The sequence below is a fragment of the Sulfitobacter sp. NFXS29 genome (assembly GCF_040148765.1).
Lineage (GTDB): Bacteria > Pseudomonadota > Alphaproteobacteria > Rhodobacterales > Rhodobacteraceae > Sulfitobacter.
In genome coordinates this window covers 117,819-141,871 of sequence record NZ_JAGDED010000011.1, presented here as the reverse complement: position 1 = coordinate 141,871, position 24,053 = coordinate 117,819, and the positions used below count along the sequence as shown (strand labels likewise).

20 protein-coding genes and 3 pseudogenes are annotated in these 24,053 nt (G+C 59.1%); 17 read left to right on the top strand and 6 right to left on the bottom strand.

Annotated features, from left to right (window positions below; all coding sequences use genetic code 11):
- Nucleotides 1-259: 259 nt before the first annotated feature.
- Nucleotides 260-481 carry a hypothetical protein gene (locus J3456_RS16535; protein WP_349581239.1) on the bottom strand — a complete coding sequence of 74 codons (222 nt, stop codon included), beginning with the start codon at nt 479-481 and terminating at the stop codon, nt 260-262.
- 649 nt (nt 482-1,130) lie between these two features.
- The gene (locus J3456_RS16530; RefSeq protein ID WP_349581237.1) at nt 1,131-1,892 is read right to left on the bottom strand and encodes an IclR family transcriptional regulator domain-containing protein; all 762 of its coding nucleotides are present in this window, start codon (nt 1,890-1,892) and stop codon (nt 1,131-1,133) included.
- Nucleotides 1,893-1,997: 105 nt separating this feature from the next.
- Between J3456_RS16530 and J3456_RS16525 the strand changes: the two genes are divergently transcribed.
- The 4 genes and pseudogenes from J3456_RS16525 to J3456_RS19470 all read left to right on the top strand — a co-directional run.
- A complete protein-coding gene (locus tag J3456_RS16525; RefSeq protein WP_349581235.1) occupies nt 1,998-2,717 on the top strand; it encodes a 3-oxoacid CoA-transferase subunit A in 720 nt (239 codons plus the stop codon).
- 17 nt (nt 2,718-2,734) lie between these two features.
- Nucleotides 2,735-3,412, top strand: coding sequence for a 3-oxoacid CoA-transferase subunit B (locus tag J3456_RS16520; protein ID WP_502989519.1), 678 nt, complete (start codon nt 2,735-2,737; stop codon nt 3,410-3,412).
- Entirely contained in the window at nt 3,409-4,608 is a 1,200-nt protein-coding gene (gene pcaF / locus J3456_RS16515; protein WP_349581233.1) for a 3-oxoadipyl-CoA thiolase, read from the top strand. The genes J3456_RS16520 and pcaF overlap by 4 nt, the downstream gene beginning before the upstream one ends.
- Before the next feature lie 218 nt (nt 4,609-4,826).
- Nucleotides 4,827-4,958: pseudogene (locus tag J3456_RS19470) on the top strand (DDE-type integrase/transposase/recombinase); the annotation flags it as partial.
- Here J3456_RS19470 and J3456_RS19465 read toward each other — a convergent pair.
- Both J3456_RS19465 and J3456_RS16500 read right to left on the bottom strand, forming a co-directional pair.
- Nucleotides 4,959-5,235: pseudogene (locus J3456_RS19465) on the bottom strand (transposase); the annotation flags it as partial. It lies immediately after the preceding pseudogene.
- 558 nt (nt 5,236-5,793) lie between these two features.
- Nucleotides 5,794-6,822: pseudogene (locus J3456_RS16500) on the bottom strand (IS110 family RNA-guided transposase).
- Nucleotides 6,823-7,598: 776 nt separating this feature from the next.
- Between J3456_RS16500 and J3456_RS16495 the strand changes: the two are divergent.
- From J3456_RS16495 to J3456_RS16435, 13 genes are all read left to right on the top strand, one after another.
- Nucleotides 7,599-9,026, top strand: a complete 1,428-nt coding sequence (locus J3456_RS16495) for an NAD-dependent succinate-semialdehyde dehydrogenase (protein ID WP_349581232.1) — start codon at nt 7,599-7,601, stop codon at nt 9,024-9,026.
- 13 nt (nt 9,027-9,039) lie between these two features.
- Nucleotides 9,040-10,173 (top strand): zinc-binding dehydrogenase, encoded by a 1,134-nt coding sequence (locus J3456_RS16490; protein ID WP_349581231.1) that lies wholly within the window; start codon nt 9,040-9,042, stop codon nt 10,171-10,173.
- Nucleotides 10,174-10,202: 29 nt separating this feature from the next.
- Nucleotides 10,203-11,225: an ABC transporter substrate-binding protein gene (locus J3456_RS16485; protein ID WP_349581230.1), complete on the top strand. Its 1,023-nt coding sequence runs from the start codon at nt 10,203-10,205 to the stop codon at nt 11,223-11,225.
- Nucleotides 11,226-11,325: 100 nt separating this feature from the next.
- Nucleotides 11,326-12,387, top strand: coding sequence for an ABC transporter ATP-binding protein (locus J3456_RS16480; RefSeq protein ID WP_349581228.1), 1,062 nt, complete (start codon nt 11,326-11,328; stop codon nt 12,385-12,387).
- Entirely contained in the window at nt 12,384-13,283 is a 900-nt protein-coding gene (locus tag J3456_RS16475; RefSeq protein ID WP_349581227.1) for an ABC transporter permease, read from the top strand. The genes J3456_RS16480 and J3456_RS16475 overlap by 4 nt, the downstream gene beginning before the upstream one ends.
- Nucleotides 13,283-14,101 (top strand): ABC transporter permease, encoded by an 819-nt coding sequence (locus J3456_RS16470; protein ID WP_349581259.1) that lies wholly within the window; start codon nt 13,283-13,285, stop codon nt 14,099-14,101. Before J3456_RS16475 ends, J3456_RS16470 begins: the two co-directional genes overlap by 1 nt.
- A gap of 2 nt (nt 14,102-14,103) precedes the next feature.
- Complete coding sequence (locus J3456_RS16465) at nt 14,104-15,033, top strand: hydroxymethylglutaryl-CoA lyase (RefSeq protein WP_349581226.1); 930 nt, start codon at nt 14,104-14,106, stop codon at nt 15,031-15,033.
- Between the two features lie 29 nt (nt 15,034-15,062).
- Nucleotides 15,063-15,797: an enoyl-CoA hydratase/isomerase family protein gene (locus tag J3456_RS16460; RefSeq protein ID WP_349581225.1), complete on the top strand. Its 735-nt coding sequence runs from the start codon at nt 15,063-15,065 to the stop codon at nt 15,795-15,797.
- Entirely contained in the window at nt 15,794-16,972 is a 1,179-nt protein-coding gene (locus J3456_RS16455; protein ID WP_349581224.1) for a CaiB/BaiF CoA transferase family protein, read from the top strand. Before J3456_RS16460 ends, J3456_RS16455 begins: the two co-directional genes overlap by 4 nt.
- Complete coding sequence (locus J3456_RS16450) at nt 16,969-17,733, top strand: enoyl-CoA hydratase/isomerase family protein (protein WP_349581223.1); 765 nt, start codon at nt 16,969-16,971, stop codon at nt 17,731-17,733. The genes J3456_RS16455 and J3456_RS16450 overlap by 4 nt, the downstream gene beginning before the upstream one ends.
- Complete coding sequence (locus tag J3456_RS16445; RefSeq protein WP_349581222.1) at nt 17,726-19,345, top strand: AMP-binding protein; 1,620 nt, start codon at nt 17,726-17,728, stop codon at nt 19,343-19,345. Before J3456_RS16450 ends, J3456_RS16445 begins: the two co-directional genes overlap by 8 nt.
- Nucleotides 19,345-20,307, top strand: coding sequence for an NAD(P)H-dependent flavin oxidoreductase (locus J3456_RS16440; RefSeq protein ID WP_349581220.1), 963 nt, complete (start codon nt 19,345-19,347; stop codon nt 20,305-20,307). The genes J3456_RS16445 and J3456_RS16440 overlap by 1 nt, the downstream gene beginning before the upstream one ends.
- Complete coding sequence (locus J3456_RS16435) at nt 20,307-21,323, top strand: histone deacetylase family protein (protein ID WP_349581219.1); 1,017 nt, start codon at nt 20,307-20,309, stop codon at nt 21,321-21,323. The genes J3456_RS16440 and J3456_RS16435 overlap by 1 nt, the downstream gene beginning before the upstream one ends.
- On the opposite strand, the gene J3456_RS16430 is transcribed toward J3456_RS16435, so the two are convergent.
- Together J3456_RS16430 and J3456_RS16425 are read right to left on the bottom strand one after the other, a co-directional pair.
- A complete protein-coding gene (locus tag J3456_RS16430) occupies nt 21,320-21,748 on the bottom strand; it encodes a MarR family winged helix-turn-helix transcriptional regulator (protein WP_349581218.1) in 429 nt (142 codons plus the stop codon). The two genes, J3456_RS16435 and J3456_RS16430, sit on opposite strands and share 4 nt — an antisense overlap.
- Nucleotides 21,749-22,638: 890 nt before the next feature.
- Nucleotides 22,639-23,997, bottom strand: a complete 1,359-nt coding sequence (locus tag J3456_RS16425; RefSeq protein ID WP_349581217.1) for an aminotransferase — start codon at nt 23,995-23,997, stop codon at nt 22,639-22,641.
- Nucleotides 23,998-24,053: the final 56 nt, after the last annotated feature.

Genomic DNA, 24,053 nt, shown 5'->3' with positions numbered 1-24,053 from the left:
CTGGGCTTCGCCCTCAGGTTCGCGCAGATGGGCCAATGTCGCCATCAGTTAACTTCTCTAATAGGCGCATCAACTCGACGCGTTATTAAGCGGACAGGTGCTGCAACATCTAACGGTTCCGTTCGCGCGACGCCAACAGGATATCGGCGACCAGCCGACGTCCTTTGGCTGCCGATTGCTGATGAACGCTGCGCTTGTCCTCTGGGTTCGACTGGGCGCTCAATGAAACCACGCGCCTCTAGCGCCGCAACGTTGCGGCTCATTTGACTTTTCTGTACGCCTGCACGATTAACCAGCATATGGAGCAGTGCGACACCGAAAAATCTAGCACCGCCATCGCTTGCCAGTCATCAAGGTTAACCCTGAAGCTAGGCTTGATATCAAAGAGCGCAATCTGCGATGACAGGGAGGCAACTCGCTGAAGATTATAAGAATAACAGGTATCGAATGCCGTTGTCATCTGTGCGATCTCATTGATCACGCGATGTCCTGCTACGCTATCACACTTTGGTCTGGTAAAAAACTCGAAGTCCCACTCCGCAGGGGGTTGGAGGACCCAAGAAAACGCTCTTATAGAATACGGCTATTTGTATCCATAAGCGCAGCGTCAGAAAGGTTCGGATGGCGCTTGCCAAACAAGATGTCGCGGATTGTCTGGGCATTGGTGGTCCGTGGTGAAGGCAACCAGTCTCAGTTAGCGCGGCTTAAGACTATAGAATGACACGAGAACGTCGGTGAATAAGAGGTTGTAGTAGTTTGCCGCTTCAGTCGTGTGCACAAATCTAAGAAGACAGTACGCAACATGTACCGATGCGTTCTTGGAACTGATCTGAAGCCATTTTTACGATCACAACGATGGTGCGGAAGGAGACTGTCCTGAATTTTGTGCTCTGGGGTGGCAACTGCTCTAATGAGATCCACGTTGGAGCATCGACAAAGACTGGAAGCGTTCTGTGCGTGAGTGGCACCGCGTTAAAGGCCAACTCGCCATCGTGTTCGAAGAACGCTTTCCCATGGCGTAACTAAAGGCGCCAAGGCACAAAAAGTACACACAGTCCCTACAGAAGTCTTATCGGACCAACACGGAACGTAGTTCTCCGCCTAAGCGTCGAAAATTCATTTCATAGAAGTTATCCCAACAGACGCGCAATCCCCGCTTGAACCTTTAGCAGAGCGGGCAGATATGTCTCGACCAACCCATCTGGGTCTGGCTGCGTTGCTGCCATCCCGGTGTTCAGAGCGGCAACCACGCCCCCCTTGCTGTTGAGCACTGGCACCGCGAGCGAGCGCAGGCTGATCTCAACCTCTTGGTCGACCAACGCATAGCCGCGTGTCCGCGCCGCCTGTACCTGCGCCATGATTTCCTCTGGGTCGGTCAAGCTGAACCGGGTGCGCGGCGACAGATCGGACGCTTCAATGACGCGGCGCGCTTCCGTATCCGGCATCGCGGCCAGCAGCACCCGCCCCATAGAGGTGCTATGCGCCGGCAAGCGTGAACCGGGCATCAGGCCGATCGACATGACCCGCCGCTGCGATGCGCGGGCGAGATAGACAATCTCGGTCTCGTCAAGAATGGCGACAGAGCAGCTTTGGCCGATTTGTTCAGTCAGTTGATCCAGCCACGGCTGCACGACCTGCGGCAGTTGCAAGCCACCAATGGCCCCGGTGCCAAGGCGCAGGCATCGATGCGTAAGTGTAAAGAACTTCCCGTCATAGGCAGCGTAGCCTTCGGCATGGAGCGTCAACAGGCACCGGCGCGAGGTGGCACGGTCAAGTCCGGTCAGCGCGGCGACCTCGCTGATCGACAGCTTGGGGCGCTGCGAGTCGAAACATTCGATCACCCGAAGTCCCTTGGCGAGAGATGAGATTGTACTGCTGAATTTGTTCGTCATGCGCACAACAAGTTGCGCATAACGAACAAATGTCAACATACGCACAAATTTCTGGCTCTGCATACGCCTGACCGCTAGACCCTCGGCAACCTGAGGAGACCAGCAATGGACAAAGCACTTCCTACCGTGGCCGAGGCTGTGGCCGATATCCCGGATGGGGCGACGGTGATGATCGGAGGGTTTGGCGGCTCTGGCGCGCCGATCGAACTGATCCACGCCCTTATCGACCGCTTTCGCGCCACCGGCAGCCCGGCGGACATCACTGTCATTAACAACAACGCGGGCAACGGCTATTGCGGCATCGCGGCGATGATCAAAGCGGGCATGGTCCGCAAGATGATCTGCTCTTTCCCGCGCAGCTCCAACGCCGAAGCCTTCAATGAAAAATACCTCGCGGGCGAGATCGAACTCGACCTCGTGCCCCAAGGCACGTTGGCCGAGCGCATCCGCGCCGCCGGTGCCGGCATCCCCGCCTTCTACACGCCGACCTCCTTCGGCACGGAACTTGCCGAAGGTAAACCGACCGAGGAATTTGATGGCAAGATGTATGTCCGCGAAAGATGGCTGAAGGCGGATTATGCGCTGATCAAGGGTCAGGACGGGGATCGCACCGGCAATCTGACCTACCGCATGGCGGGCCGCAATTTTAACCCGCTCATGGCGATGGCGGCAGCAAAAACCATCGCGCAGGTCAGCGTGCTGGGGGAGCCGAGCAGCATCGACCCGCAGGAGGTCATCACCCCGGGCATCTTCGTCGACGGCATCGTGGAAGTGGCAGAACCTCAACAGGAAGAAGTGCTTGTGCGCACAGGAGTGGTTTACTGATGGCGGAGTTCAACATCATGCAGGACAAGCTTTCGAACGCGCAGATCGCATGGCGCGCGGCGCAGGATATCGAAGACGGATCTTACGTTAACCTCGGCATCGGCTTCCCCGAGATGATCGCCAAATTCCAGCCCGAAGGCCGCGATGTGACGTATCACACCGAAAACGGGGTTCTGGGTTTCGGTCAGGCTCCAAAAGAGGGTGAAGAGGACTGGGACCTGATCAATGCCGGCAAGAAGCCTATCACGCTCAAGCCCGGTGCCGCGTTTTTCCACCATGCCGACAGTTTCGCGATGGTCCGCGGTGGGCATCTCGATCTCGCCGTGCTGGGAGCCTATCAGGTTGCTCAGAATGGCGATCTGGCGAATTGGCGCGTCGGCACTAAAGGCGTGCCTGCCGTGGGCGGCGCGATGGACCTTGTACATGGTGCCAAACGCGTGGCCGTGGTCACCGATCACGTCACCAAGGATGGCGGCCCGAAACTGGTCGAGCGCTGCACCTTCCCGCTGACCGGCGTGGGATGTGTCACCCAAGTCTATACCTCCCTTGCGGTGATCGACATTAAGGGTGGCAGGTTCATCCTGCGGGAGAAGGTGCCGGGGCTAAGCATGGACGCTCTGCAGGCTGTCACCGGGGCTACGTTACATATTGAAGGCGATGTTGCCGATCTTATCGTACCGGAGGAACTGGCATGATCGACGTCTATATCTGTGATTACATCCGCACCCCCATTGGCCGATATGGCGGGGCACTGTCCTCTGTCCGGGCCGATGATCTGGGCGCAGTGCCCCTCAAAGCGTTGATCGAGCGTAATCCCTCATTGGACCCTGCGGCGATCGACGAAGTCATCTTTGGCTGCGCCAATCAGGCAGGCGAGGACAACCGCAACGTAGCGCGCATGTCGCTGCTGCTGGCGGGCTACCCTGAGACCGTCCCCGGCACCACGATGAACCGGCTCTGCGGCTCTGGCATGGATGCGGTGATCACCGCCGCGCGGGCGATCAAGGCCGGAGAGGCCGAGGTAATCGTCGCGGGCGGGGTCGAGAGCATGACGCGCGCGCCCTTCGTGATGCCCAAGGCCGAGACCGCCTTTGCACGGAACAACGAGGTCTTTGACACCACCATCGGCTGGCGTTTCGTCAACAAGATGATGAAGGCACAATACGGCGTCGATTCAATGCCTGAAACCGCCGAGAACGTGGCCGAGGATTTTAACATCGACCGTGCAGATCAGGATGCCTTCGCCCTGCGGTCCCAGCAAAAAGTGGGTGCCGCCATGGCAAGCGGACGACTGGCGCAAGAGATCGTGCCTGTCTCTATCTTGCAGCGCCGGGGCGATCCCATCCTCGTGTCAGAAGATGAACACCCCCGCCCATCGACCACCTTGGAGGCGCTGAAAAATCTTAAACCCTTCGTCAAAGCGGATGGCACGGTGACGGCCGGCAATGCCTCCGGCGTCAATGATGGTGCGGCGGCATTGATCCTCGCCACGAAAGCGGCCGCAGAGAAGCATGGGTTGACCCCCATCGCCAAGGTGCTCGGCGGCGCGACGGCCGGCGTTGCTCCGCGCATCATGGGCTTTGGTCCGGCGCCTGCGTCCAAGAAGCTGATGGCGCGGCTCGGGCTGAAGCAAGAGGATTTTAGTGTCATTGAACTGAACGAAGCTTTCGCGTCACAGGGCCTTGCCACCCTGCGCGATTTGGGCATTGCAGACGACGACCCACGGGTGAACCCCAACGGCGGTGCAATCAGTCTTGGACATCCGCTTGGCATGTCGGGAGCAAGGATCACCGGGACGGCCATGCTGGAGTTGAAACCTAGAGAGAAGTCCCTTTCCACAATGTGCATCGGAGTCGGCCAGGGGATCGCAATTGCGCTGGAGGCAGTCTGAACTGTGGGCAGCATTGTCTCAGTCTCTATCGATACCGCAGGGAATAGCTCGATCGTTCAATTGGTCTGCCATTCTTATGTTTATGGAAGAAATGCCGAATGGTAATCAATGATCTGCAGTATTTCGAGTTTGGCAGTAAGCGCACGAGCGCTCTCCAAGCAAACCCCAAGTATCGGTTAGTCTGTAGCGATCCGGTGCCGGTTCACTTTCAGGCTGGTGGAGTGGCAATTTGGCTGTGGCGCGCGGTTGATCAACACAGCTTCGTTCTTAAGGAAATCTTTCAATCTAGGCGAGATAGACGCGCGGCAAAGTGGTTTTTGTTCAAACTGATAAAGTGCTGTGCCTTCGTTTTGCACGACCGTGTCCGAAAAGGCCGCGATGATCGCGCCAGGGAAGCTTTTGAAGCCGTCTACGACCGCGATCAAGATGTCTTGCACCCCGCGGTTTTCGAGTTCGGTCATCCCGGCCGGCCTGAATCTGACCCCCCCATTATCGGCAATCTACAGGCCCAGAACGTCGCGTATACCATCCCTGTTAACACTGAGAGCGACATAAAAGGGTCTTATTTTTGACTATGCGGCTGTCGGTGCCGCGGATCTTGACCCGCAGAGCGTCGAAAATGAAGATACACGGGCCAGCTGGGCGGCGAGAGGGGGCTGATCGAGCTTGGGATCTTCAACCTCTGCAACAAGCGACCTTACTGTGGCCAATCCGGCCGGGCAATGTACCATAATCCTTGAGCTGTCCATGGAAGGCGTTGACGATCTGACTGCGCTGATGGACTAACAAATCGCGTGTTTTGAACACCATGGTGCGAACCTGCTGCTCAGCAGGCATTAAGACGACCAAGTGCATTGTCGGGCGGGACGACGCTTCGACGATTGCCTCAGCATCGTTGGCATCGTTCTTCTCTGGTTGCCGCCCTTGATGCAAGAAGCTTTCCAACCTAACGGCCGGGTGATCGAGTGCGTTCTTCTCTCAGGCCTGTTCATTGCAGCCTTTCAAGAAGCCGCTGGCCGGGATGGTGATCTGCGGATCGGGTCCATATCTTTTGCAAGAGCTCTACGGCTCAAGAACGACGTCTGGTTTCCCCGTTCCAGATCCTTTCGATCATTTTGCCCATTCAGGTCATCGACTTCTTACACCTCCTTCACCGACGTCAGCTTTTATCATGCCGCATATGAGTCATGCAGACATAGCTAGCGCCGGATCACTATAATCTTCCTTTTTTGTCATCATTGCCCAGATCGCCCGCGCCATCTTGTTCGCAAGCGCGATCGCCACCAGCATGAGGGGCTTGCGGTGTAGCATCCGCGCCAACCATGAACCTTCGACGATCTTCTTGCGGGCCAGACGTGTCAGCCGTGACATCGCGCCGATGATCAACAGAGAACGGATATCTGTCTGACCGGCCTTTGATATACGCCCAAGCCGCTCCTTGCCCCCGGAAGTGTATTGACGTGGCACGCGGCCGAGCTAGGCTGCAAAATTTCGCCCGCGTTTGAAGCTCTCCATCGGAGGAGCAAAGCCGCTGATTGCCAGTGCGGTTTGTGGCCCAACCCCAGGCATCGTCTGTAGTCGCCGAGCCGTATCGGTCACCGCAGAAAGGTTCTTGGCTTTTTTCCTCTTTGCGTCGGTCCGTGCTGTCTTCTCGAATATCTGATCAATCAGATCCTGACATTCCTCGCGCACCAACTCGGGCAAATCGCTGCTGGACGCCTCCAGGACGGCCTCAATCCGCTTGATGTGACCAATCCCCTTCGGAAAGATATGGCCATATTCATAGAGAACCGAGCGAAGAGCATTCACAAGCTCGGTGCGTTGATTGAGGAGGCGTTCTCTGGTTCGAAACAGTACCGCGCAGGCCTGCTGATCTTCCGACTTTGGCTCGACAAAACGCATCTCGGGGCGCTGCGCTGCAACGACTATTGCTTCGGCATCGGCGGCATCGTTTTTCTGCCTTTTCACAAAAGGCCGCACATATTGCGGTGCAATCAATTTCACCTCATGGCCAAGCTTGACCATCTCCCGCGTCCAGTAACTTGCACTACCGCAGGCTTCCATCACGACCACACTGGAGGGATGGTTCGACATGAACTGTCGAAATTGCGGCCGAGTCAGCTTCTTTCGAAATTGCAGGTGTCCCGTCATCGTAGCGCCGTGAAGTTGGAAAACGCTCTTTGCCAGGTCTACCCCGATCATTGTATCTTTCATTTGCCGTCCTCTCCTTTTTGTGACTCTGAACACCACGACTTTGGCGCATCTCGATGCCGTCTGGGGAGGGCGGCAACCATCCCATCTTTTGCCTCTTCACGAAAGGCATCACGGACGGGATCAAGGGTACTTCATAGCCGAGCGCTTCCATCATGCGCCCCCAGTGATGGGCGGAGGTACAAGCCTCCATAGCAACGCCGCAGCGAGGATGGCGCTCCATGAGCAATTGAAACTTCCCGCGCGAAAGCTTCTTGCGAAACACACCTGAGCCGTCCGCAGCTGCGCGGTGCAACTGGAATACTGACTTCGTCAGATCAATTCCGATTACGGTCACGTTTTCCATTGATAACTCTCCTATCTAATGGGCCAACCTCAACGGCTTGCCACAAAACAGGCCGATGGAGGTGGGGCATCCACATAATCAATGCCGAGTTTTCGGGAGGCAACTCATCCAGCACAGCTCGTGTGTCGCCAAGTGCGATGCGTTTGTAGAAGTCCAGCACCAGCGTCCGTGTACAGATACATATGATCACCTCTTAGCCTTGGTCAATCATAATTTCCCACGGGCCACACAAACCAAAAGCTTAAATTGCGTAGCCGAGAACCCATCCCTTTGGAGCGCGAAAGAACAGAAAGATCTAACGTTGCATCGCGTCATAACCGGCACGTTGGGGCACCTACCTGCAAATGCCCTACAAAGCACTTATATAGTTGACAAGGACAACAAGATCAATCAATCTTTAACCTAAATAGCAATCAACGAAAAGGAATCGGAAGTGGAAAAGTCAGCCCAAATGTTCATTGCCGGCGAATGGTGTGATGGGCAAAACGGATCGGCGGAGGTCGTTGATCCTGCGACTGGCGAGACCGTCGGGGCGGTTGCTCTTGCGGGTACGTCCGATCTAAACCTTGCGCTGGACGCCGCGGATGCCGCTTTCAAGGTTTGGTCGCTCACGTCGGCGTTTGAGCGGTCCGGCCTGCTACGCAAAGCCGCCGGTTTGCTGCGGGAGCGGGCGGAGGAAATCGGTCGGCTCATGGTACGCGAACAGGGTAAGCCGCTCGCAGAAGCCAAGGGCGAGGTAATAGGTTCTGCCGATCATATTGACTGGGCGGCCGAAGAGGGGCGCCGGATGTATGGCCGTGTCATCCCCGCGCGCGCACCCAACGTTCAACAGATCGCCTATAGGTTGCCGCTTGGTGTCGTTGCGGGGTTCTCTCCGTGGAATTTTCCGATCAGCCAGGCCGTGCGCAAGATCGCCGGCGCGCTAGGTGTAGGTTGCACAATCATCATCAAGTGCCCTGAGGAAACGCCATATAGCTGCGCCGAACTGGTACGTTGCTTTGAAGATGCCGGAATTCCGAGAGGAGTGGTCAACCTTGTTTACGGTGTGCCGAAAGAGGTTTCTGAGTACCTTATTCCGGCGGATCCGGTACGCATGGTTACCTTTACCGGGTCCATTCCGGTTGGTAAGACCTTGGGAGAAATCGCGGCACGCTATGTCAAACGTTGCACACTTGAACTAGGTGGCCATTCGCCCTTCGTTGTGGCCGAGGATGCGGATGTCGATGCCGCCGTGCAGTTGGCCGCAACGCTGAAATTCCGTAACGCGGGCCAGGTCTGCGCAGCGCCATCGCGATTTTATATCCATGATACGCACTACGAGCGTTTCCTCGACGGCTTCGTGGCCGCGTCCAAAGAGCTGAAAGTCGGATCAGGATTTGAGGTAGGCGTTCAGATGGGACCGCTTGCCAACGCTCGCCGGCTCGACGCAATGGAAGTTTTTGTGGCCGATGCAGTCGACCGCGGTGCCAAGATCGCGACCGGTGGGCGTCGGATCGGCAACAAAGGCAATTTCTTCGAGCCGACTGTTCTGACGGATATTCCGGAAGATGCCTCGCTCATGGTCGACGAACCCTTTGGTCCGATCGCACCCGTGCTGCCGTTTTCATCTCTCGAGTCGGCGATCGAGAAGGCCAACGCACTGCCATATGCGCTTGCCGCCTTTGCGTTCGGTACCTCCCAGAAAACCGTGGATCAACTCAGCAAGGGCCTAGAGGCAGGCATGGTGTCGATCAATCATTTCGGCATCGCAAGCCCGGAGACGCCTTTCGGCGGCATGAAGGAAAGTGGCTACGGAAGCGAAGGCGGCGTCGAGGGCATGGATGCCTTTGTAACCACCAAATTCATCAGCACCTTAGTTTGAGGAGGAGTAATGAATGAGCCTGAAAACGAAAGCTGCACTGCTGCTCAAGCAAGGGGTCGAAGGGCCTTACGCAACAAGCAAGCCCATCGAGGTCGCCGAAATCGACCTCGCGCCTCCGGGGGACGAAGAGGTCCTCGTGAAGGTTACGGCCGCGGCGCTGTGCCATACCGACCTGAGCTTTGTCAGCGGAGACAGGCCCAAGGAGATGCCGATGGTTCTCGGGCACGAGGCCTGCGGTGAAGTGTTGGAGACCGGTGCCCGCGTGACGGATCTCCAGGCCGGGGATCAGGTGATCTTTTCCTTCGTACCACGGTGTGGCCATTGTCCGGAATGCGTCGATGGTCGCCCGGTCCTCTGCGAGGAAGGCACCAAGGCCAATGCCGTGGGCACACTTCTGTCAGGCCATCGCCGGATGAAGCACAAGGGCCAGGACGTTCATCACCAGGCGGGTCTGTCCGCCTTTTCGGAGATGGTCGTGGTTTCGCGCCATTCACTGATCAAGGTTGACGACCCTATTGAGCCAACGCACGCCGCGCTTTTCGGATGTGCGGTTCTGACCGGCGGCGGTGCTGTCGCGAATTCGGCTGGTGTCAGTGTCGGAGACACGGTTGCCGTTGTCGGCCTCGGCGGAGTAGGCCTCGCCGCCATTATGATGGCGCGGGCATGTGGTGCGCGCGAGATCATCGGCATCGACGTGAACGACGACAAGCTGGCTCAGGCCCGGGAACTCGGCGCTACAGCGACGTTCAATGCGCGCGCAGAAGGCTGCGTAGAGGCGGTGCTCGAGCACACCAAGGGAGGTGTGCAATACGGTCTTGAAATGGCCGGCGTCCCTTCAACGATCGAGATGGCCTATGCGATTACGCGGCGCGGTGGCACCACCGTCACCGCCAGTCTAGCGCGCAACGACACCATCTGGAAACTGCCGCCGATTTCGCTTGTGGGGGGCGAGCGCACCGTCAAGGGCAGCTATTTCGGCTCCAGCGTGCCACCGCGTGACGTGCCACGCTACTTGGATCTGTTCCGGCAGGGCCGACTGCCTGTCGAGAAGCTTCTGTCAGGTACGCTGAAGCTCGACCAGATCAACGAAGGCTTTGACAAACTCGCGTCCGGAACCGTGACGCGCCAAGTCATCACGTTCGACTGAATGACCAAATCTTCAATAGGGAGGAAACAATGAAGAAGGTACTGATTACTGGGCTTGTCCCGATGATTGTGGCGGGCATGGCGTCCGCACAGGAACTGACGATCGCAGGTTTCGGCGGCAAGGTTCAGGAAGACCTCGCTTCGACGCTTTGGATCCCTTCGGCGGTACAGGCCGGGATCGATCTGCGCCAGGAAAGTCATGACGGCATCGCCGGTGTGCGTGTACAGGTTCAATCTGGCAACCCGGGGTGGGACATCGTGCACCTGGGCGCTGACAATTGCGCTGTCGGTGCACGCGAAGGGCTTTTTGAGCTACTCGACTATTCGGTGATTGACGCAAGGGGTGTGGATGAGGCGTCCAGGGGGGATGAGTGGATTTCAATCAACTCCTATTCTGTTGTTCTGGGCTACCGCACTGATACCTACGGCGACAACCCACCCAAGAACTGGGTCGACTTCTGGAATGTTGAAGATTTCCCCGGTCGCCGTGCGCTTGGCGTATATCCGCAAGAGATGATGGAGATTGGGCTTCTCGGCGCGGGCGTGCCGAAGGATGAAGTCTATCCGCTGGATATCGACAAGGCCATCGCCTCACTTGAGGCGATTCAGTCGGATATCGCTGTATGGTGGACTTCGGGCGCACAATCGGCCCAGTTGATTGCCGATGGTGAAGTCGACATGCTGGCGATCTGGGGCAGCCGCGTTGCCGGGGTGATCGAGAACGGCGCGCCGGTCGCCTACACCTACCAGGACGGAATTCTTGGGTCTGGTTGTCTGGCAATCCTCAGGGGGTCGGACAACGTCGAGGCGGCGCAGAAACTCATCGCCAATGTAGTCTCTCCGGAAATGCAGGCCCACATCCCAGAACAGATGCCGTATTATGGCCCGGCGAACCAAAAGGCGTTCGAATTCACCAATGCGCCGGAGGATGTCGTGAAGGCGTCCAATACCGCACCGGAGAATGCGTCGAAGCAGCTTATTCTCGACGTGGACTGGTGGGCGCAATACGCCGCCGAGGTTCAGGAAGAATACAAAATGATGATGGTTCAGTAAGAACCTTCCGATCCTAGTCAACTGCCCGGCACGAAATTGCCGGGCAGTCCGGGGGCGGGCCACCGCCCGACCCATCTAGAGCCAGAAAAGGTAATCAGCCATGCCCGGTCAGGTCGCAATCCGTCAAGTACGCAAGCATTACGGCGACTTCATCGCGCTCGATGAAGTGAGTTTCGATATCGAACCCGGAGAGTTCATCACGCTCCTTGGGCCCTCTGGGTCGGGCAAGACCACGCTCCTTAACGTTCTTGCCGGGTTTACCCGGCCCAACAGCGGCAGCGTGCAGCTTGACGGAAAGGAATTCCTGACCCTGCCACCGCACCGTCGAGATGTCGGCATGGTCTTCCAGAGCTACGCGCTCTTTCCGCACATGACGGTTCAGCAGAACGTGGCCTATCCGCTGAAACTGAGGAAGCTCGCCAATCCGGAGCGGGAACGCCGCGCCAAGGAGGCACTTGCGACGGTCAAGATGGATCATCTTGCAGACCGCGCGATCCAGGCCTTGTCGGGCGGCCAGCGTCAGCGGGTTGCACTGGCCCGTGCGATGGTATTCGAGCCGCGGATGATGCTAATGGACGAGCCGCTTTCCGCGCTCGACAAGAATCTTCGCGAGCATATGCAGATCGAACTCAAGCGCCTGCACGGGATGTTGGGAACGACCACGGTATATGTGACCCATGACCAGCGCGAGGCGCTGACAATGTCGGATCGCATCGCGGTGATCAATAACGGCAAGCTCATGCAGCTCGACACCCCAAGCCAGCTTTACGATTTCCCTGCGAACCGCTTTGTTGCCGAGTTCATGGGCGAGTCTTCCTTCCTGCCGGTCAAGGTGGCTGACGGCACGGCGCAACTCTTCGGCAATCCGATCGCAACGCGAGAGCCGCTGAGCGGTGATCATGATGCGTGGTTGCTGATCCGGCCGGAAAAGCTGGCATGGAACGCACCGCAACAGGGACAGGCAAACCGGATCGACGGAACCGCGCGCGAAGTGATCTATCAGGGCGACAGTTACCTGCTCGACATCGCATTGCCGGAAGATCAATCGGTCGAAGTGCGGTGCAATCCGCACACCGCCGGCATCGAGATACCCGAGCCGGGCGCACCGGTCTCGTTCTGGATCAAGCAGTCGAGCACAATTCTGGTGGAGGACCAGGTATGACTGAAATCCCCATGGCTTCCACCGGACGTAGCGGGGTGCTGAACGCTGGTATCCTGCGCCGCGATGCGATCCGGGAGCGTCTTGGCGCGACCTCCCTCACATTTCCCGGGCTGATCCTGATCGCGCTCGTTCTGCTTGTTCCTGTCCTTTGGCTCTTCTGGCTGTCAGCCTTCGACGCCGCCGGAGAGCTCAGCTGGGCGAATTACGAACGCATGGGGCGGTCGATCTACATACGCACATTGACCACGACATTTCGGATCGCGTTTATCGTCACGCTTTGCTGCGCCCTAATGGGATATCCCGTCGCCTACCTCATGTCACAATCCGGACGAAGGGTTTCGCTTGTGATCCTTCTTTGTGTGCTGCTTCCGTTCTGGACCTCGGTTCTTGTGCGGACCTACGCTTGGCTGGTTCTGCTTCAGCGCACCGGGCTCATCAACACCTGGCTGCAAAACTGGGGCATTATCGACGAACCGCTTGCGCTGGTCCACAATGAGCTTGGTACGATCATCGGCATGATCCACGTGATGCTGCCGTTCATGATCCTGCCGCTATATGCCTCGATGAAGGCGGTGGATTCGTCGCTGATGCTGGCCGCTTCCAATTGCGGCGCCACGCCCACGCAGGCTTTCTGGCAGGTCTACTTCCCGCAGACGATCACGGGCGTCAGCTCCGGTGCCGGTCTGATTTTCGTCCTGTGCCTCGGCTTCTTCGTCACGCCCGTGCTGCTGGGCGGTGGCCGGACGTACATGTGGGCCATGCAGATCGCTGACAATATTTCTCTCTACGGCAACTGGGGTGCGGCATCAGCGCTTGGAGTGGTGCTCGTCATCGCAACCGCGATTGTGCTGCTTGCCGTCCAGTTTGTCCTGCGTCGCGCCGGAGGTACCAAGTGATGCTGTCTAAACCTGTAACAAGAACCCAGATCACAAATGGTCAGCGCCTGTGGCTCTATGTCGTGGTGGTTTTTGTGAGCCTGTTTCTGGTGGTGCCGTGCCTGCTGGTGGTGCCGATGTCCTTTTCAGCCGGTGAGTACCTCGAATTCCCCCCAAAGGAGTTGAGCCTGCGCTGGTACAAGGCCTTTCTCGGCTCCCCGGAATGGCTGAATGCCCTGTGGGTGTCCGTGCGTGTTGCCGTGCCCACCATGATCATTGCAACGATCCTGGGGACCGCCGCTGCTTGGGGGCTACACCGGCGCACGGATGTCTTCGCAACCGCCGTGCGGGGCACTTTCATCCTGCCCATGCTCGTGCCCCTGATCCTGATCGCGGTCGGCGTGTTCTTCGTCTACGCCAAGGTCGGGCTGAACGGGACGATTGGCGGGCTGATCCTCGCGCACACCATGCTCGCGCTGCCTTTTGTCCTGATCGCCGTGGGCAACGGGCTGGCGAGCTTTGACATGGCACTGCACCAGGCCTCTCGCAGCCTTGGGGCATCAGAACTGCGCGCTTTCCTGACGGTCACGCTGCCGCAGATCAAGATCTCGGTGCTGTCCGGCGCGGTGTTCGCCTTCGTGACCTCATTCGACGAAGTTGTTGTGGCGCTCTTCGTGTCATCGGGTCGGAACGAAACCCTGACCCGCCGGATGTTCGCAAACATCCGAGACCAGGTCGATCCCACAGTGGCGGCAATCTCGTCCTTGCTGGTCGGCATGGTTATCATCGGCATGATCGCCTTCCTGCTGATCGGCCGCGACGAACGCCAGGAGCATTGACGATGACGGCCCCCCTTGTGATCTGCGAATGTTTTGCCCGCGACGGGCTGCAGCACGAAACGACCGAGGTCGGAACCGGAGATAAGATCGCGTTGATCGACGCCATGACCCAGGCCGGTTTTCCCCGCATTGAGGCGACCAGCTACAGCCATCCCAAACGGGTGCCTGGATTTGCCGACGCCAGCGAGGTTCTGACCCGCATTCACCGGCGACCGGGCGTGCATTACAAGGCGACCTGTCCCAATCCGAAGGCGATTGATCGCGCTTTGTCGGATCTGGCGGCTGGTCATGGCGCAACCGAGTTGAGCTTCCTTGCATCTGCGACGGACAGCCATTCGCAGCGAAATCTCCGCGCCACCCGGGAAGAGCAATGGACGCGCGTGGAAGAGATGGCCCGGTTGGCCGGCGGGAAATTCCGTCTAGTGGGGGTTATCTCGGTCGCCCTCGGGTGCCCGTTCGAAGGCGCTGTCGATCCCGGTCGCGTTGTCGAGGATGTCGTCCGCTTTGCGGAACTGGGCGCAGAATTGGTGACGGTCGGCGATACTGTCGGGACCGGCACGCCGAAGGCAGTCAGGACCCTGTGGGAACGCTTTGCGCGCGAGGTGCCGCAGGTGACCTGCGTCGCGCATTTCCACGACACGCGCGGCACTGGCATCGCGAATTGCCTTGCGGCCCTCGACGGTGGAGCATCCCATTTCGACAGCGCGATTGGCGGAGTCGGCGGGCACCCGTCCGAAATCCGATACGGCACCGGACGGACAGGCAATGTCGCGACCGAAGATCTGGTTTCCGTCCTCGAAGCTGAAGGTCAGTGGACCGGGATCGACCTGGATCGATTGATGCGGATTTCCGAGCAGTGCGAGCATGTGCTGGGCCGCCAACTGGACAGCAAGGTGGCGCGGGCAGGGCTTCTGCGCCCGCAGGCCGCGTGATGACGAACCTCGACAGAAAGGAAGATCACATGACTGAAACATTGGTGAACATCGAAGACCGCGACGGGGTCCGTATCATCACGATGAACCGGCCCGACAAGCTGAATGCGCTCAACACCGCGCTGACCCGGCAATTGCTGACGGCGCTTGAAGACCTTGCGGAGGCTCCGTCCGTGCGCGCCGCCGTCATTCGGGGCGAGGGGCGCGGTTTTTGTGCTGGGGCCGACCTGTCGGAGTTCAAGGACCTGACGCCTGAGCAATCAGAGCGCGTGTTTGAACGGGCGGACCTGACCTGTCGGCTGCAATCTGTTGCCAGCCAGTCGCCCGTCCCGGTCGTCGCCGCGATTCATGGCGCGACCGTCGGGGGCGGAGCGGGCATTGCCCTCGGATGCGATATGGTCGTGGCATCACGGGGGCTGAAATTCGGTTACCCCGAAACTAAGCACGGAATCGTTCCGGCGCTTGTCATGACGGGATTGCAGCGGGCATTGGGTCGCAAGGCGGCCTTCGAGATGGTTTCGCTCGGCCGCCTGATAGACGCCGACGAGGCGAAGGCGCTGGGTCTCGTTAACCGCGTGGTCGACGGGGATCCGCTGCCCTTGGCGGTCGAGATCGCCACTGCCTGGGCCGAAATCAACCCGAGGGCGATGACATCCACCAAGCAGCTTTTCTATCGCGTCGGCGAATTGCCTGTCGATGCCGCAATGGCTGTGGGGCGGGACACGAACGCGCTAATGCGCTCCTTCCGGACGCAGAACTCATGAGACCTCTGGATGGTATCAAGGTCGTCGATTTCTCGCGTGTTCTGGCCGGTCCGATGGCAACGCAGATCATGGCCGACCAGGGCGCGGAGGTCATCAAGGTCGAACGCCCCGGCACCGGCGATGAATCCCGCACCTTCGAGCCTTCCTTCGAGGGGGGGCAGAGCGCCTATTTCTGCGCGTTCAATCGGGGCAAGAAATCTGTGGCCATTGACCTCAGAAGCGAGGAGGGTCGCGAAATCGCCCTCGATCTGGTCGCACAAGCCGATGTCATCGTGGAAAACTTCCTGCCTGGCGGCATGGAGAAGCTGGGCTTGGGCTATGATGCGATCAGCGCCCGCAATCCCGGGGTCGTCTATATCTCGAACACCGGTTTCGGGCAGACCGGACCTTACAAGGATCGCAAGGGGTATGACACCGTATTCCAGGCACTGTCCGGCGTTGTCGATCTGACCGGGCATCCGGATGGCCCACCTGCAAAGGTTGGTGTGCCCTTCGCAGACATGACATCCGGCCTCTGGATCGTCATTGCCACCATGACCGGGCTTGTGGGACGCGGCAAAACCGGGCGCGGCTGCCATGTCGATCTGGCCATGATGGACGTTCAGGTCAGCCTGTTGAGCCTGCCGGCTATGTGGTGGTTTGCCCAAGGGCTTCAACCCACGCGAACCGGCACCGAGCACCTCGGGCGTGTCCCGAGCGCCGCATTCGAATGCCGGGACGATCAGTGGATTTTCATCTCGGGTAGCGATCAGCACTGGGCTGCGATTTGCGAGGTGCTGGACCTCGATGCGCCGGATTGGATGGCGACGAATGCAAGGCGCGTGGAACGGCGTGATGAGGTCATGTCACTGCTTCAGAACGCTATCATTTCCTGCGGGCGGAGAGACCTTGCCGAAGCTCTCCGGGCAGCCGGGGTTCCCGCGGGCGAGGTGAATACGGTTCCCGAGATTCTCTCGGATCCGCATACGCAGTTCCGTGGCATGGTCGGCGGTTTCGACGATCCGGATCGGGGCGTAACCCAGTGCCTTGCAACGCCGGGGCGGTTCTCGGGCTACGACCCGGTCGCGTTCCTTGCGCCGCCGAAGCTGGGGGCCGACACCGATGCGGTATTGCAATCGCTTGGGGTCGATGAGGCGAGACTGTCAGAACTGAGAGAAAAAGGAGTGGTTGAATGACTAGGAAAACCGACCTCGTGAAGGTGGAACGGCGAGATGCCGTTTGTGAAGTCATCATCAACCGGCCAGAGGCGCGCAACGCCGTAAACCTGGAGCTATGCCACGCTCTCTTCGATGTGTTCTCGGGATTCAACATGGGCGAAGACATCCGCGCGGTGCTATTGCGCTCGGAGGGAACGGTCTTCTGCGCGGGGGCCGATCTCAAGGAGCGCGACGGGCGGGATGAAGCCTGGGTGATTGCGCGGCGGCAAGCTGCGTTCAAAGCCTACATGTCGATCGAAACCTGCCCTCTGCCGGTGGTTTGCGCGGTCCACGGCCACGTGGTCGGCTCTGGCGGTGAGATCGCCATGGCCAGCGACTTCATTGTCGCCTCGGACAAGGCGACCTTCCTGTTCCCCGAACCACAATGGGGTACGGTCGGGGCGACCCAGCGGCTCCAGCGCGTGATTGGTGTTTCGAGTGCGAAGGAATTGCTGTTCACGGGCCGCAAGCTGGGTGTCGCGGAAGCGTACGCGCGCGGTCTGGTCGCCCGGATCCTGCCCGCGGACGGGTTTCTTGAACAGGCCCGCGAGATCGCCGCGAAAGTGGCGCAGGCGCCTCACCTTGCCATGCAATTGACAAAACAGGCCGTGGACCATGGCAGCCGGACCGACTTGGCATCCGGCATCGAGATCGAATTGAGCGCGATCCGCCAGGTCCTGAGCCAGAGCAATTGGCGCGCGGGCGTCGAACGTTTCAACAGCGAGGTCGGGAATGGCTGATGTACTATCCATCCGTGAAGGACTGCTCTGCACGGTGACTGTCTGCGAGGCGCTGGCACGCGCCTGTGCGCTTGCGCCCAATGTCGAAGCCATCGTCGCGCCAGACGGCCGCAAGACCTATGCGGAACTGTCCGATGATGTCAGAAGGCTGCGCGGTGCGCTAGACACGCTCGGCGTGCGGCGTGGCGACCACGTCGCGATCTGCCTTGGCAACGGGGCGCAGTTCCACAGTCTTTTCCTGGCCCTGGCGACCATCGGCGCGGTAACCGTGCCGGTGAACACGCGCCTGCGAGCGACCGAAATCGCCTATTGCCTGCGGCAATCACGTGCGAAAGTCCTTTTTGCGGCGGACCGTCTTCTCAGCAGCGATTTCACCGCTATTCTGGGCGAAATCCTGGGGGAGGAGCCCCTGCCATGCGCTGACCTTCCGGAGCTGCAAACCGTTGTCCTGAATGGCGCCGCCGGGGCACCATGGGCACAGAGCTGGAGCGATTTCGAGAGAGCCGATTCTGACGAGGCCCCCGGCATGTCTTCTTCCGAAGATGTCGTCCTGATCCAGTACACGTCGGGCAGCACGGGGTTTCCGAAGGGCGTCATGCTGCGCCAGCACAGCCTGCTGACCAATGGATTCGCTTCGGCGCAGCGCATGGGCCTGCGGGCAGGGGACCGGTTCCATTCCGCGCGACCTTTCTTCCATGTGGCAGGAACCTCCCTGTCGATCATGGCGTGCCTGCAGCATGCAGTGACTCTTGTGACCATGGAGCGCTTTGAGGCCGCCGAAGCGCTCGCCCTGATGGAAGCCGAGCGTTGCACGCATTTCTCCGGCAACGACACGATGGCGCTCATGCTGCTCAACCATCCGGATCGACCGCGCCGCAAACTGTCTCTGCGAGGCGGCTGGGTCGCCGGCTCACAAGCGGTTCTGAAAAGGGTCGTCTCTGAACTTGGCGCCAGCGAATGCGTGGCGGGCTACGGGTTGTCCGAAGCCTCGCCCAATATCGCGCAGTCCTGCTGGTGGGAATCGGAAGAGGTCAGGACACAAGGCCTGATGCTACCCCAACCCGGGCTCGACGTCCGGATCATCGACCCGCAGTCCGGCGAAGTAACAGGGCCGGGCGAGCGGGGCGAAATTCAAGTGCGCGGCTGGTCGGTCATGGCGGCCTATTTCGAGATGCCGGAGAAGACGGCCGAAACCCTGAGCACGGATGGCTGGTTGTCGACCGGCGATCTGGGCGCGCTCGATGCCGACGGTCGGCTGGCGTTTCTCGGGCGCTTGAAGAACATCGTCAGGGTCGGCGGGGAGAACGTGTCTCCGGAAGAAGTCGAGGACCTTTTGCATCGCCATCCGGCAATCCGGCTTGCGCAGGTCGTCGGCGTGCCGGATGAGCGCCTTGTCGAGGTTTGTGCGGCATTCATCGTGCTCAACGACGGACACGATCTCGACGTCGATGCGCTCAGCGTCTGGGCCAAGCAGAACATGGCTGGCTTCAAGGTTCCGCGCCATGTCTGGTTCATCGAAGGCTTCGAGGATATCGGCATGACCGCAAGCTCGAAGATCCAGAAAAGCAAGCTGGCCGAACATGCAATCTTACTGCTATCCGAGGCTTCCTGATGCGAATAGAGACAAACGTCACGCGCCTTTTGGGGATCGACTTGCCGATCCTGCAGGCGGGCATGTCCTGGGCTTCGTCCTGCACCGCGCTGCCGCTTGCGGTCAGCCGCGCAGGGGGGCTGGGCGTTCTGGCCGCCGGGCCGATGTACATTGAGGCGCTGGAGCAATGCATCGACGAAATCCAGTCTGGTACGGACAAGCCCTTTGCCGTCAACATGCCGCTCTACCGAAAGGGCGCGGAAGAGGTTCTGGACCTGCTCGAGGCCAAGCGCATCCCTGTGATCATCGCGTCTCAGGGCGGGCCGAAGAAGTATCTGGAACGGTTCAAGGCGATCGGAACCAAGTGCATTCATGTGGTGGCGGGGGAAGAGCACGCCATCAAGGCCATGAACGCCGGGGTCGACGGTCTGGTCATCGTCGGCGGTGAGGCTGGCGGGCACCCGCCGCCGTCGCTGGTTTCGACCCTCGTCCTCGTGCGCTCTGTCGCGAAGGCCACAGACGGGTGTATCCCGCTGATTGCTTCGGGTGGCTTTGCGGATGGCCGCGGTCTTCTGGCGGCGCTGTCTCTGGGCGCGGGCGCAGCCAATTTCGGGACGCGGTTCATGGCGACCCCGGAAGCGAACATTTCCGAGGGCTACAAGCTGGCCGTTCTGGGCGCTGGCGTGTCTGACACTCGGACCGTGGGCGGCGGGCTCGGCATGATCCGCGCGATCGGAAACAGGTTCACCGACCGCATGCTGGACCTCGAAGGTAGGGGGGTTGACATCGAGACCCGGAAGGCGGTGTTCCTGGCGTCCAGCCTGAAGATGGCCGCGTTCGATGGCGACGTGGTCGAGGGCAAGATGGAAGCCGGTCAAAGCTCCGGCCTCGTGGACCGGTTGATGCCTGCGGCAGCGGTGGTAGCCGAAATCGCGTCGGACTATGCGCGGGCATTGGACGCGCTTCCGCGCGCGGTCGCCTGATGCGGGCTTTCTTCAATCCCGACCAGCTCTTGCACCGGCCACGGACGCGGTTGTCGGGGGGCGAACTGCGGCCCACGGTCGAAACGCCGGAACGCGCGGAGCGGTTGCTGGAGGCGCTGCGTGACGCCAAGGTCGACGTTACTGCGCCGGGGGACTTCCCGGAGTCATGCCTGGCCCCGCTGCACGATGAGCAGTACCTGGACTTCCTGCGCAAGGGTTTCGAGGAATGGTCGCGCAACGACGGCAACGGACCTGAAATGCGCGCGAGCGCACATCCCGTGAGGACGCGGGCGCGCGTGCCACGCGATATCCTCGGACGGGCGGGGTATTATCAGGCCGACGCAAGCTGCGTATTGATGGCGGACACCTGGTCGGCCGCCAGGGCGTCGGCGATGTCCGCACTGGCGGCAGCCGATCACGTATTGCGGACCGGCGAAGTCGCCTACGGTCTTTGCCGTCCCCCAGGGCATCACGCCACGCGCGATCTGGCGGGCGGCTTTTGTTACCTCAACAATTCGGCGCTCGCCGCACAGATGGCTGTTTCCGAAGGCCGGCGGGTCGCGATCCTTGATCTGGACGTGCATCACGGCAACGGGACGCAGGCCATTTTCTATGACCGCGAGGACGTCTTGACTATATCGCTGCATGGCGCGCCCGAGGATCTCTATCCATTCTACAGCGGCTATGCCGACGAAACCGGCATCGGTGCCGGCGTGGGAAAGAATTTCAACCTGCCGCTTGCATTGATGTCTGGGATCGCTGCATGGCAGGAGGCCATGGAACGCGCGCGGTCCGCGATTGCGGCCTTCGATCCGGATTTCCTTGTCATTGCGCTTGGCCTGGATGCGTTTGCCCGCGATCCCTTCGCCTGCATGTCGCTTCGAACCGATGACTTTGCGCGCCTCGGAGAAATGAGCCGGGTTGCATACCCGACGGCGATAATCCAGGAAGGCGGCTATCCAACCGATGAACTCGGCACCAACCTGACAAGATTCCTCGATGGCCTGACAGGCTAGAACTCCTCGAAGAAGCTCGCCGGTTCGGTTGGTGCATCGTAGGTGTTCGTATCGCCTTGCTTCAGTTCTTCGAGATACCGGAACGACGACTTCATCGCCTTGCCGAGCAGCAGCATCAAATGCCTGCGCTCCTCGTCATTCAGACTTTCCAGCATCCTCCGGTTACGGACGCGCGACTGGGCCAGGATCCGCTGGGCAAGATCCTTGCCGGTCTCCGTCAGCGACAGCAATGTGCTGCGTTTGTCACTGGGGTGGCGCTTGCGTTGGATGTAACCCCGTTTCGACAGATCCGTAATCAATCGGCTGGTCTGGCTTTTCTGGATTCCGGCTCGCTGGGCAACAATATAAAGCGGCGCATCGCCAAGAAAGTCGAGCACCGCGAGTGCGCGCCACTCCTGCACTGTCAGCTGGAAATCGTCCAGCATGTACCGCGTCGCTATTCGAGAGGAGACGGCAGCCATCCTCTGAAGATTGTAGGAAAACAGATGCCGGACGTCCGAGCTTTCGTCACCGATTCCGTCCAAGAGTGGTTGCGCAATGCTCTCTGCCGTGGACGGTCTGTTCATCTGGACGCCTTTTTTAATCGCTTGTTGAAGGTTGAGTAAAGGTTTGATTGCATGCTCACTCACAAAGCATACCAAGTCAACTATATAGGATCATTTTGACAGACACTTGTTCTGGATTTGCGATGTTTGATCCGCATTGAGACTCTCGAAGACTTTTTAACCTTTTCTGGTGGTGCATGGTGTTCTGATGCCCCTGCATTCAGTTCAGCCACGACACATGTGGACAAAGGGGCAAGCTTGATCATTGGAGGCAAGTGCAAAGTGTGCTTGAACGCGCCAGCCGCTTTGCAATTTGCTAAAGAGATCCACGAGAAAACGGGGGTCCGTCACGGTCCGGATTAAAAAACGCGTTTAAGTCCTTCCGCACTTTTTACCGAAAAGATCACCTTCGGACGGAACTATCACATTGCTTGGAGTCGTTGAATTGTCGGAGTGTGTCGACTGGGCCGCGCTATGGCGTCTAGCCTATTAGTTAACAGCACCGTGCTCTCCGACAATTCGCGGACGTGCATAGGAAAGTTGTCATTAGCCGAGCCGAACGTGCGGCGAAACTCACTTTTCGTCGTTCAGAAATTCCAGCACATGCCGATTGAATACCTCGGGCAGTCCCTACTCAGATTATATCTATAGCATTGTAAATGACCGGGGTCAGTTAAAAAAGTAACAAAAATAATCTAATTCTGCGGGGGTTCAGTACACAAAAAGAAGCCGCACGACGGTATAAATCTACCGCCGCGCTGGCGAAAACGTTAAAGTGCTGCGTACACCTCGTCGATTGCCTTGGCCATGATCCTTCCGATCTCGTCAACTTGTTCAGGTTTGACGATCAGAGGCGGGGCCAGAGCGATGGCGGTGCCAAGTGCTCGGCAAATCAGACCGAGCCGGAAGGCGGCGTCTTGGACTTTGGCAGGAACGCCGGCCTCTGCCGGGAAGGGCGTACGGCCCTCCTTGTCGGAGACGAACTCGATGCCCCACATGAGACCCACTCCGCGGACCTCTCCAACCAGCGGATGGTCGCGCAGCGGTGCCAGCACACTTTCCATCCGCGCGCCAAGCACGGCCACCCCATCTATGACGCCGTCTTCGTCATAGATGCGCAGCGCCTCATTTGCCACAGCGCAGGCGACGGGATGTGCACCATAGGTGTAGCCGTGTCCGAAAACACCGATCTTGCGGCTCTGTTCGAGCATGGACTGATAAATGGACTCTGAAATCAGAATGGCGGATAGCGGCATGTATGCCGCCGTTAGGGCCTTCGCGCAGGTGATGAGATCGGGCTTTAGTCCAAATGTCTCACTACCCCACCATGATCCGGTTCTGCCGAACCCGGTGATCACCTCGTCGGCGACCATGAGTACTTGGTACTTGTCGAGTACCGCCTGCACCTTCTCGAAGTACCCCACGGGAGGAAGAATGACGCCGCCGGTCCCCATGGCCGGTTCGGCGAAGAATGCCGCAACCGTTTCCGGCCCCTCAGCGAGGATCAGGTCTTCGATCTCCTGCGCGAGTCGGGTCGAGAAGGCTTCCTCGGCTTCTCCCGGGAGGCCTTCTCGATAGAAATGTGGGCAAGTAACCTGTAGAAACCCGTCCAGCGGTAGGTTCCAATCGGTGTGAAGATGCGGCAGCCCGGTGATGCTGGCCGAAGCGATTGATGTTCCGTGATAGCCACGCTGGCGCGAGATAATCTTACGTTTTTCAGGGCGCCCCTGTGCCGCGAAGTGATACCAAATTAGCTTGACAGCTGTGTCGTTCGCTTCAGAGCCTGAACTCTGGAACAAAACTTTCGACATTGAGACTGGAGAGATTTCGAGGAGTTTGGCAGCCAGGTCGATAGCCGGTTCAGTGCCACGATGAGCGAAGTTCTGGTAATAAGGCAAGATATCGAACTGCTTGGCGGCAGCCTTGGCCAATCGGTCTTCTTTCAGCCCAAGGGCCGTGCACCACAAGCCGGACATGCCCTCGATGTACGTTTTTCCTGTGTCGTCAGTGACGATTGCGCCATCGCCCGAAGCCATGATCAGGGGGCCAGACTTTTCGTGCAGGTCAAGATTCGTCTGGGGATGTATTTGGCTTTGGATGTCACGGGTTGCGAGTGAATTCGACAACATGCTTTTGTCCTCCTTGCAGTTTCGCTGAGGATTCCACTCCATTGATTGAAAAACAA

Excerpts from the sequence above, each read along its gene's own strand:
- J3456_RS16485 (WP_349581230.1), top strand. The coding sequence starts at position 10,203 with ATGAAGAAGGTACTGATTACTGGGCTTGTCCCGATGATTGTGGCGGGC.
- J3456_RS16465 (WP_349581226.1), top strand. The coding sequence starts at position 14,104 with ATGACGGCCCCCCTTGTGATCTGCGAATGTTTTGCCCGCGACGGGCTG.
- J3456_RS16460 (WP_349581225.1), top strand. The coding sequence starts at position 15,063 with ATGACTGAAACATTGGTGAACATCGAAGACCGCGACGGGGTCCGTATC.
- J3456_RS16455 (WP_349581224.1), top strand. The coding sequence starts at position 15,794 with ATGAGACCTCTGGATGGTATCAAGGTCGTCGATTTCTCGCGTGTTCTG.
- J3456_RS16475 (WP_349581227.1), top strand. The coding sequence starts at position 12,384 with ATGACTGAAATCCCCATGGCTTCCACCGGACGTAGCGGGGTGCTGAAC.
- J3456_RS16450 (WP_349581223.1), top strand. The coding sequence starts at position 16,969 with ATGACTAGGAAAACCGACCTCGTGAAGGTGGAACGGCGAGATGCCGTT.
- J3456_RS16490 (WP_349581231.1), top strand. The coding sequence starts at position 9,040 with ATGAGCCTGAAAACGAAAGCTGCACTGCTGCTCAAGCAAGGGGTCGAA.
- pcaF (WP_349581233.1), top strand. The coding sequence starts at position 3,409 with ATGATCGACGTCTATATCTGTGATTACATCCGCACCCCCATTGGCCGA.
- J3456_RS16440 (WP_349581220.1), top strand. The coding sequence starts at position 19,345 with ATGCGAATAGAGACAAACGTCACGCGCCTTTTGGGGATCGACTTGCCG.
- J3456_RS16425 (WP_349581217.1), bottom strand. The coding sequence starts at position 23,997 with ATGTTGTCGAATTCACTCGCAACCCGTGACATCCAAAGCCAAATACAT.
- J3456_RS16470 (WP_349581259.1), top strand. The coding sequence starts at position 13,283 with ATGCTGTCTAAACCTGTAACAAGAACCCAGATCACAAATGGTCAGCGC.
- J3456_RS16430 (WP_349581218.1), bottom strand. The coding sequence starts at position 21,748 with ATGCTGGACGATTTCCAGCTGACAGTGCAGGAGTGGCGCGCACTCGCG.
- J3456_RS16445 (WP_349581222.1), top strand. The coding sequence starts at position 17,726 with ATGGCTGATGTACTATCCATCCGTGAAGGACTGCTCTGCACGGTGACT.
- J3456_RS16530 (WP_349581237.1), bottom strand. The coding sequence starts at position 1,892 with ATGACGAACAAATTCAGCAGTACAATCTCATCTCTCGCCAAGGGACTT.
- J3456_RS16480 (WP_349581228.1), top strand. The coding sequence starts at position 11,326 with ATGCCCGGTCAGGTCGCAATCCGTCAAGTACGCAAGCATTACGGCGAC.
- J3456_RS16520 (WP_502989519.1), top strand. The coding sequence starts at position 2,735 with ATGCAGGACAAGCTTTCGAACGCGCAGATCGCATGGCGCGCGGCGCAG.
- J3456_RS16525 (WP_349581235.1), top strand. The coding sequence starts at position 1,998 with ATGGACAAAGCACTTCCTACCGTGGCCGAGGCTGTGGCCGATATCCCG.
- J3456_RS16435 (WP_349581219.1), top strand. The coding sequence starts at position 20,307 with ATGCGGGCTTTCTTCAATCCCGACCAGCTCTTGCACCGGCCACGGACG.